The sequence below is a fragment of the Moorena sp. SIO1F2 genome, assembly GCF_010672755.1.
Classification (GTDB): domain Bacteria; phylum Cyanobacteriota; class Cyanobacteriia; order Cyanobacteriales; family Coleofasciculaceae; genus Moorena.
This window is the reverse complement of sequence record NZ_JAAHFV010000666.1, coordinates 1-1,343: the sequence shown is the minus strand read 5'-3', so window position 1 is coordinate 1,343 and position 1,343 is coordinate 1. Positions and strand designations below refer to the sequence as shown.

Below are 1,343 nucleotides of genomic sequence, written 5' to 3'. Positions count from 1 at the left end.
ATTTAACCAACAACAACCACCGGGAGAATTTTCTAAATTGTACCAAGAGTATTGAATTGCTAGTTCTGTTTTTCCTACTCCCCCCTTACCTATAATATCAGTAATTGCTACAATATTATTTTGCTGTAATAGCTGATGTAACTCTTCCAGTGGCTGGTGTCTATCCACAAACTTACAGGCTTGAGTACTGGGTATATTGTGGGCAACCTCAAAGGGATTAGGATGATAATCCTCCTGATCACCATTCCAACTGCGACGATAAAAATAGGTTGGTAGTTGTTGTTTATTTAAATTAGCAAATTGTTGCTTAACGTGATCAGCAACTGCTGGCATATCTGGCAGCCAGTCATGGTGCTCTAAGGCTTTTCTTACCGCTTGGGAAAAGTATCCCGTTTTTTCTGAGGAGTTAACTTTAGCTCTCTCCCCTTCTCTCGTAGCCAGTAAAACAAACTGTTGACTGTCTGTCCTAGGTTTCCCACTAGGAAACTGCTGCCCTCCCAAATTGGTTGGTCGCCCGTTTGACTCTAAAAGATAATTAGCACAAGCATCGACTATACAAATATGATGGGGAATTTTAAAAGCATCTGACCCTAAAAGCAGTAACAGGGAATTAAAATCTAGATTCTGCCAATTCGTTTTACTAGCATCAGCACAAAGTAGCCTGCGATTCCGCTCCGAGGTAATCAAACCATGACCAGCCCAAAATATAAACAGTAACTCTCCTGTTTGTTGGGACAGGTCATTAGTAATGATATCAACTATATTATGCTCCGTTGCTGGCGTTGACGTTATCTCAAAGTTATTAACCAGTTCACTATTTTCAGTTAAAGGAGACAAACAAAGCCTGATATTATCCTTTGGCACTCCTCGTGATAACAACCAATCAGCAAACTTGATGGCATCATGAACGGGACCATTAACATTCCAGTTTGTTGCTTGATAGTTTTCGATACCGACAATCAACCCATAGGTTTTTTCTGGGTTAGCAGTAATAGTCATGGTAACCTCGGGATAATTGCCTTCCAGGTAGCTGGGTTTGTCCAATAAGCGCTGTGAGCTTGGGGAAAGGGTTGTTTACTGTCCACCAAAACATCCTGGACTTTATTAGGAAATAGATTAGCGCCAATGTAACTAAGGAAATCCCGTAAATCATAAATATTCAACCACTCCGGAAAAAAGTCTGGCAGAGGCTGACCAAATTCTAAGCTAGATAACGCATTAATTTCGTATAAAAAGGGAGCTTGAGAACCCACTGTAATTAATAATGTCACCTGTGCCATTGGTTGAGTAACTAATAAATCAACACAAGCAATCCCTCCTAAACTATGAGCTAATATGACTAA

The 1,343-nt window shown here is 40.2% G+C and carries 1 protein-coding gene and 1 pseudogene; both read right to left on the bottom strand.

The genetic code is table 11. The features are described 5' to 3' along the window. Positions 1–999 (bottom strand): caspase family protein (locus F6J94_RS33885; RefSeq protein WP_293048344.1); only part of this gene is annotated, 999 nt, incomplete at its 3' end. After that, positions 996–1,343, bottom strand: a pseudogene (locus F6J94_RS33880) (hypothetical protein); the annotation flags it as partial. The gene F6J94_RS33885 and the pseudogene F6J94_RS33880, both read right to left, overlap by 4 nt.